This window comes from bacterium, assembly GCA_021158245.1.
Lineage (GTDB): Bacteria > Zhuqueibacterota > QNDG01 > QNDG01 > QNDG01 > QNDG01.
In genome coordinates this window covers 1-8,374 of record JAGGVB010000067.1, presented here as the reverse complement: position 1 = coordinate 8,374, position 8,374 = coordinate 1, and the positions used below count along the sequence as shown (strand labels likewise).

5 protein-coding genes are annotated in these 8,374 nt (G+C 40.3%); all 5 read left to right on the top strand.

What is annotated here, in order from left to right; genetic code table 11:
• A partial coding sequence (locus J7K93_04310; protein MCD6116217.1) for a hypothetical protein occupies positions 1–2,561 on the top strand: 2,561 nt, incomplete at its 5' end.
• Positions 2,558–4,378, top strand: a complete 1,821-nt coding sequence (locus J7K93_04305; protein ID MCD6116216.1) for a tetratricopeptide repeat protein — start codon at positions 2,558–2,560, stop codon at positions 4,376–4,378. The genes J7K93_04310 and J7K93_04305, both read left to right, overlap by 4 nt.
• On the top strand, positions 4,375–5,637 hold the full coding sequence (locus tag J7K93_04300; protein MCD6116215.1) for an asparagine synthetase B: 1,263 nt from the start codon (positions 4,375–4,377) through the stop codon (positions 5,635–5,637). The genes J7K93_04305 and J7K93_04300 overlap by 4 nt, the downstream gene beginning before the upstream one ends.
• A 19-nt stretch (positions 5,638–5,656) precedes the next feature.
• On the top strand, positions 5,657–8,014 hold the full coding sequence (locus J7K93_04295) for a T9SS type A sorting domain-containing protein (protein ID MCD6116214.1): 2,358 nt from the start codon (positions 5,657–5,659) through the stop codon (positions 8,012–8,014).
• A 142-nt stretch (positions 8,015–8,156) separates the two neighbouring features.
• A partial coding sequence (locus tag J7K93_04290) for a hypothetical protein (protein MCD6116213.1) occupies positions 8,157–8,374 on the top strand: 218 nt, incomplete at its 3' end.

The window sequence follows — 8,374 nt, the reverse complement described above, 5'->3', positions numbered from 1 at the left end:
TTTTTTCAATCAGCAGAAACACAAAGTACTTTTTTGAGGCAGGGCGTGTAAAATCAGGCACGTACACTATCTCTGTAAAAAAACGCCCTGTTGTTCGCAATCTTAAAGTCAAGCTTGTGCCTCCGGCTTACACAGGGCTTGAATCTCAGGTTCTTGAAGATAACTCCGGTTCATTTACTGCTGTTTACGGAACTTCCGCAATTGTTGATATCTTATCATCTAAGGAACTGCAAAATGCCGGAATTGTATTTTCGTCAGGCAGTACAAAGCCTATGGAAATAAGAGATAAAATAAAAGCTTCGCGTTCTTTTAAGGTCATCAAAAATGACAGTTACTTTATTTCAGTTCAGGATACGGAAGGCATTAAAAATCTTAATCCGATCACTTATGAGATTAATGTAAAGGAAGATATTTACCCTCTGGCCCGTATTATTTCGCCGGGAAAAGATATTGATCTGGATGAATCAATGCATATATATCTGAAAGCAGAAGGAGAAGATGATTTTGGAATCTCCAAGTGCAGGCTTAAATACAGGGTTTTCTCATCAGCCGAATCCGGTGATTCAACCCGCTTCGCTTTCATAAATCTCCCCTTAGGCAGAAAAAGCCAAAAACATATCCTTAAGACCCTGTCATGGGATCTCGACAGCCTGAACCTTTTCCCGGGCGATGTTGTTTCATACTTTCTTGAAGTGTATGATAATGATGCTGTAAAAGGCCCGAAAAAATCAGTCAGCAGAAAATATGCCGCACGGTTTCCCTCAATGTTTGAAATTTTTGCCTCTGCAGAACAGAAGGAATCCGGTTTTTCAGATACATTAAAATCTGTTTTTGAAAAATCAAAAGAGACTTCGGAAAACCTTTCAGCGCTGTCAAATGAACTTAAGGCAAAAAAATCGCTTTCATGGGAACAAAAGCAGCAGATAAAGGATATTTATGAAAAACAAAAGCAGGCATCGGATAAAGTGGAAGATATAAGCAGAAAGATAGAAGCCCTTTCTCAGGAGCTGGAAAAACAGAAACTCTTAAGCAGAGAAACAATTAAGAAATACGAGGAACTGAACAAGCTGTTTAATGAAATATCATCTCCTGAACTGAAAAAAGCACTTGAAAAACTCTCCAAAACCGCTGATCAATCTAATATAAATGAAATATCTATGGAGGATTTTCAGAAGGCTCAGAAAAACTTTGAGGCTGCAATAGACAGGACAATATCCCTTTTGAAAGAAATCCGTGCAGAGCAGAAGATAGAGTCATTAATCAAATTATCCGAGGATATAGAGAATCGCCAGAAATCAGTTAATCAAAGTATTGAAAAAAATACACCCCTTAACAATCTCGTAAAAAGAGAAGAGCATATATCAAAAGATACGGAAAGCCTTAAACAGGAGATTGATAAGGCTGCTGATTCTCTTAAAAAATCTCATCCCCAGGCATCTGATTCCCTGTCCAAAGCATCTTCATTTATGGAGAGGAACAAACTTTCCGAAAAGCTGGACGCCATGAAAAAATCCATGGCAGAAAAACAGCGTCCAAAATCCCTGTCTCTTGGAAAAGCAAGTGAAAAATCCATGCAGAATCTCTCCTCCATGCTCAAACAGGCAAGAAAATCCCTTAAGAGGTACAGGCAGAAACAGCTTGCAGATGCAATGAAAAGGGCATCCCGAAATCTCCTGACTCTGTCACAAATGCAGGAAGAGCTGTCATCAGGTAAAAAATCCGAAAGAAGTTATGCAGGCAATCAGCTCTCTATTCTTTCAGGACTCAGGCAGCTTACAGATTCTCTGAAGCAGATTTCAAGAAAAACCTTCGCAGTATCTGCGAACATCACAAAATCTTTAAGCCAGGCACGCTCTGATATGAACAAAGCCCTCTCTTTTCTTCAGCAGGGAAATCTGAATATGATGAAAGCAAGCCAGAAAAGAGCAGTTGCCTCTCTTAATAAAGCTGTAATCAGCCTTCAGCAGTCTTCCGGCAGAATGAACAGCAGCGGAGGAGAGTCCGGATCAAGCCTTGATGATTTTATGCAGCAGTTAGAATCACTCGGTGAGCAGCAGTCTGCAATAAACCGTGCAACATCCGATCTTTTAAACAGAGGAAAATTGACATTACAGCAGCAGGCTGCAATGTCCCGCCTCGCCCAAAAACAATCTGCTCTGCAGAAAATTGCAGAACAGATAGCAGAAGAGCTGCGGAATAGATCAGATGTTCTCGGAAGCCTCGACAGGATCAGTGATGATATGAAAAAAGTTGCAGATGACCTGAAAAACGGATCTGCAGGGCCGGAGACAAGGATGCGCCAGGAGCGTATTCTGTCAAGGCTTCTTGATGCACAGAAGTCCATTCACAGGCAGGATTTTTCAAGACGAAGACAGTCATACAGCGGTAAAGATTTTATCAGAAAGAGTCCCGGAAAATTGAACTTGCAGACTTTAAGAAATGATGATAAATTAAGGCAGGATATAATCAGCAGTGCAAAGGAACAGTATTCCGAAGAGTACATAAAACTTATAAAAGAGTATCTTAAAGCGATTATGCTGCGGCAGGAGGATAATAATTGATTCTGAAAAACAATAAATTATACCTGTTCTCCGCTATTTTTGCATCCTGTTTTCTCCTCTCTTTTCAAGCAGAACAGGATTCTGTCTATGTAAGACTGAACAGGATTAAAGCTCTTGAAAACACAGGGTACTATTCCCAGGCTCTGAATAAATACAAAAACATGCACAAACAGCACCCGAAAAACGGAAGAATTTTTGTTTATTATAAAAACCTCTGCCTGAAAACAGGGCAGTACGGAACAGCAGAAAAATTGATAAGAGAACGGCTCGTTTTCTTCCCTGATGACATTTCTCTGAGATCTTCTCTTGCTTCTGTTTTGTATAAAAAAGGAGAGCATCAAAAAGCCTTTGATGTATGGAACAGCATTATAGACAGGGCTTCCCGAAGTATTTATACATATCAGATTGTTGCGGGAAGCATGATCAGGGAAAGGCTTTTTGACAAAGCAGTTGAAGTATTTGAAAAAGCAAAGAAAAAAACAGGCCGGCCGGATATATTTTCTCTCAGCATCGCAGATCTTTACATTTCGCAGCTCAGCTTTTCCAAAGCCGGAAAAGAGCTGTCACTCTTACTTGTTTCATATCCTGATTTTCTGCCTTTTGTTCAGTCCCGTATTGACCGGATACCTTCCGTTTCCAGCGCTCTTAACCCCCTTATCAAACAGAGTGAAAAAGCAGCGGGAAAGCATCCGGAAAATAGTGCGCTGAAAAAGTACCTTGTATCTCTGTACATAAAAGCAGGCCTCTATGACAAAGCAGTTAAAACCGAATGGATGATTGCAAAAACTGAAAAGCAGGGCGGAGTGAAAATGCTGTACTCCCTTGCACAAAAACTCTATTCCAGAGAAGAGTATAAAAGAGCGTTCTCTCTTTTAACTGATATTGAAAAACGATTCCCTGATTCTCATGAAATGATAAAAATTATTTTTCTTGAAGCAAAATGCCTTGAGGCCGCTAAAGAAAATGAAAAATCCGCGTTAAAGTACAATAAGATTGCAAACAAGTTTCCAAAATCTGTTTATGCATCGGTCTCCCTTCTACGGAAGGGAAAAATTTTAATGGAAAAACTCAATGATCCGCAAAAGGCAAAAGAGGCCTTTAATAGACTTATTGTGTACTATCCCCGCTCAAGAGAAACAGCAGACGCTCGTCTTTATCTTGGAGAGTGTGAGCTGTCTCTCGGCAATTTTAAAAAAGCTGAAGAGGCATTTAAAAAACTGCGGAAAAAATATTTAAAATACGATAAATTATGGGTTAGATGTACATATCTCCTCGGAAGAACTCTGTTTTTTCAGGGACACGCCAAAGAGAGTCTTAAAATTTTAAAAGAATTTACAACAAAACCGATATCCCCTGACGGGCTTCAGAATCCGAGACTTAATGACGGCCTTGAACTCTACATCTTTCTTTCGGAAAATTATAAAAAGAACCCTGAACAGACTGCAGTTCTCAGCCGTGCCGAATTTCTTAATTTTAAAAGAGAATATTCAAAAGCTGTAAGCTCCCTTGATTCTCTTATCTCATCATGGCCTGAAAACAAAGTTACAGCCCGCGGAATGATTTTAAAAAGCGATATTCTCTTCAAGCAGGGTAAAATTAAACCTGCCATCAAGACTCTTTCCCTTTTAAGAAAACGATTTTCCGGTACCGGCTTTGATGAAAAAGCAGCGGAAAAAACCGGTGCGTTCTTAGAAAAATCCGGTAAAACAGAAGCAGCAGTAAAACAGTACGAGGATTTCCTTGAAACCTTTCCTTATAGCCTTCTTGCAGGCAACGTAAGAGAACGTTTAAGGGAGCTTAAGGAGAAGTTGAGATGAAGTATTTAACAAAAATTTTCATACTCATTTTGTTATCAGCAGAAATCCTTTTTGCACAAAAGCTTCTTATTCCCATGGATCTCTCCCAGACAGATCATCTTAAAAGTTACGGAGTTGCATACAGTGCTCTGTCACAGGAAATCAATGTGGAATGGCTTTTAAATTTCCGCGGCGGCTCTTTCTTATTAGATGCTAATAATGATATAATCCGGGAATGCAGAATAAAAGGCGTAAGGTATGAAATAAAATCTTTACAGGAAGCAGCAGAAATTTATTCCAAAATTAAGAAGAGCAACATGGAAGTTGTACTTCTCGAAAAAGCCCCTAAAATTGCAGTTTATACACCGCCCAACAAACAGCCGTGGGATGATGCGGTTACTCTTGTTCTGACCTATGCTGAAATTCCTTATAAAACTTTATGGGATAAGGAGGTTCTGCAGGGAGGCCTCTCCTCTTATGACTGGCTCCATCTTCACCACGAGGACTTTACAGGCCAGTACGGAAAATTCTATGCGACATATCACAATGCCGTATGGTACAGGAAACAGCAGCTTCTTTACGAGCAGATTGCCCACAGGCTGGGTTTTAAAAAGGTATCAAAGCTTAAACTTGCAGTTGCTTTGGCAATTAAAGACTATGTTGCAAGGGGCGGGTTTCTCTTTGCAATGTGCTCTGCAACAGATTCTTATGACATAGAACTTGCAGCTCAGAATACTGATATCTGCGAATCAGTGTTTGACGGAGACCCTGTGGATCCTGAATGGAAAAGCAAACTGGATTTCTCACAATGTCTTGCATTTAAAAATTTCACTTTGTACACTGATCCTTCTGTCTACGAATTTTCAGATATTGACACATCTCCGTCCGGCAGAATATCTCCTTTGTCAGGCAGAGACAACTACTTTACCCTCTTTGAATTTTCTGCTAAATTTGATCCTGTACCCACTATGCTCACTCAGGATCATGTATCTGTGATTCATAATTTTATGGGACAGACAACAGGTTTTCACGCTGATAAGATTAAAAATTCTGTTGTAATCATGGCAAGAAGGGAAGATACTGACGAAGTCAAATACATCCACGGGAATCTCGGCAAAGGCTCGTTTACATTCCTCGGAGGGCACGATCCTGAAGATTACGAACATTATGTGGGAGATCCGCCAACTGACCTGGAACTTCATAAAAACTCCCCCGGGTACCGCCTTATTCTTAACAACATACTTTTCCCTGCTGCAAAAAAGAAAAAACAAAAAACATGAACTCTTTTCGGAGGAAACAATGAAGAACTCTCTCTATATCCTTATAACATGGTTTTTTATTTCCCAGTCTCTCCATGCAGGAGTTATTGAAAAAAATTATCATTTTTCCCATCCTGAAATAACAAAAGAAAACGGCTTTTACACCTTATCTTTCCCCGGAACTATGATTACAGGCAAAAAAGGCGAGCCTTCGCTCCCCTACCGCTCTGTCTTTCTGCTTATTCCTCCGGGACAAGAGGCTGAAAAAATTGAAATAACAGGAAAAGGAAAAGAGGATATCAGGGGCTCTTTTACAATCTATCCGGCTCAGCCGAGCAGGCCCTATGACAAGCAGCAGGATCGTAAATTTTATAAAAAAGAATCCGTTTACACACTGAGTAAATATCCCGAAAAGCCCTTTGAACATTTCTCTACAGCATTTCTTCACGGATTCGGATTTGTTATTACTGCATTTACTCCTGTGAATTACAATCCTTCTGCAGGTACGGCAAGCTATTATAAAGATGTGTCAGTCAGGGTTTTTACAAGGCCTGGCGCACGGCCGGATTATCCTGTCAGAAAGATTCATGCAACAAAAGAAATTCTGCGTCAGATCAGGCAGCTCTCCGATAATCCTGAAGAAGCTGCTGTGTACAGATCAGTCCAATCCTCATACGAGGACGAATACGATGTACTTGTCGTGACTTCATCTGCATTTGCTGATTCATTTAAAACACTGACTGATTCTTATCTTAAAAGAGGGCTGGCAAGCAGAATTGTTACTCTTGATTCAATTAGAGCCGGCTTTGCAGGTGTGGACCTTCAGGAGCAGATCCGAAATTTCATAATTCATGAATATGAAAATCATAATATCAAGCACGTACTGCTCGGGGGAGACACTGACATTGTACCGTACAGGGGGTTTTACTGCAAGGTTAAATCCGATGAGATATATGAAAGCTCTGACATACCTTCCGACCTCTACTTTTCCGCTCTTGACGGAACCTGGAACTCCGACTCTAATGACAAATGGGGAGAGATCGGAGAAGATGACCTTTTACCGGAGCTCTCTGCTGCACGCTTCCCTGTAAACTCATTTACAGAACTTAGATATCTTACAGACAAGACAATAAGTTATCAGGAAAGTCCTGTTCCCGGAGAGCAGAGAACTTTTATTCTTGCAGGAGAAAAACTCTGGAGCGACCCTCTTACCTTTGGCGCTGACTATCTTGAGCTTTTAATAGGATTTCACGATGACAACAACTACTCAACAACAGGTATTCCCGAAGATTTCAACTTTGTCAAACTGTACGACAAAAATATTTCATGGACTAAAGAAGATCTTATACAAAAAATCAACAGCGGTAGTGCAGGAATTCATCACTCCGGGCATTCCAATTCTTCTTACAACCTGCGGATGTCTACATTAGACGTTAAGGAGGATGCATTTCACCTTCTTAACGGTAAAGACAGAAATTTTACTTACCTCTACTCCAACGGATGTTATTCAGCAGCATTTGATAAGGATGTATCTATTGCTGAAAAAATGGTACTTATCAAAACTTTTGCTTTTGCATACATCGGCAATTCCCGTTACGGCTGGTTTAACGAAGGCCAGACAGAGGGGCCCTCCACTCACATTGAACGGGAGTTTTTAAACGCTCTTTACGGAGATTCTCTCGAGTTTTTAGGTGCAGCTCATGCCCAGTCAAAAAGAGCGTCTGCTCCATGGGTAACTGCTCCTGGCCAATGGGAGCAAGGCGCATTGAGGTGGTGTTTTTATGACTGTAATGTTCTGGGAGACCCTGCAGTAAGAATGTGGACAGACGAGCCTGTTTCAGGCAGTGCTGTTAATAAAGGCCTTGCTGCAGACGATACGGTTTTTCAGGTGTCTGTTGTATCAAAATTGGAAAATCCTTCAGGAATCTCGTTCACTCTTTTCCAGGGTAAAAAATTCATTGCAAGGGCAGTAACAGACAATTACGGATCTGCGCTCATGCATATAAAAGACGGGACACTTAAACAGGGAAAAGCGCTGCTTGCAGCAGCAGGGAGAAATATAATTCCCTTTACAAAAGAACTTCTTGTTATGCAGTCAGGAACAGAGAATCATCAGGAAAACTCCAGAATTATTGCAGTTACTCCTAATCCCGTTCATCAGAATGCAGTAATTTTATTTTACATGCCCCGAAAAGGCGATGCAGAACTTTCCATTTTTAACATAAGAGGCCGTATAGTTAAAAACTTTTCATTCAGAGGGATTTCAGAAGGTTATAATACAAAAGTATGGGACGGAATGGACAAAAACGGGGTTCCGGTTGGTTCCGGTATTTACATCTGCAGGCTTTCATCAGCAGGGAAAAACAGCTCTAAAAAATTGACGTTCATCAGGAATTAACCGGCGTACCGCTATTTATCGCAGTGCGTGCATTTATTTCTGAAATAGATTTGTATTATAAAATGTGTTAGACTGCAGAAAAATATTGACAATTCATTAAAAGACAAGTATATTATATAGTATATTAGATAGGGAGGCGGATATGGCTCAATTATCCTTGTACATTGACGAAAATACTCTAAAAAAAATTGAACTGGCAGCAAAAATTGAAAATATTTCAATCTCAAAATTTGTAACCAAGAGAATAAATGAAACATTAAAGGACTCCTGGCCGGATAAATATGACAGTTTATTCGGATCAATACATGACGAGACCTTTAACGCTGCAGAACAACTCAGCAGCAAGAATGATATTCCCCG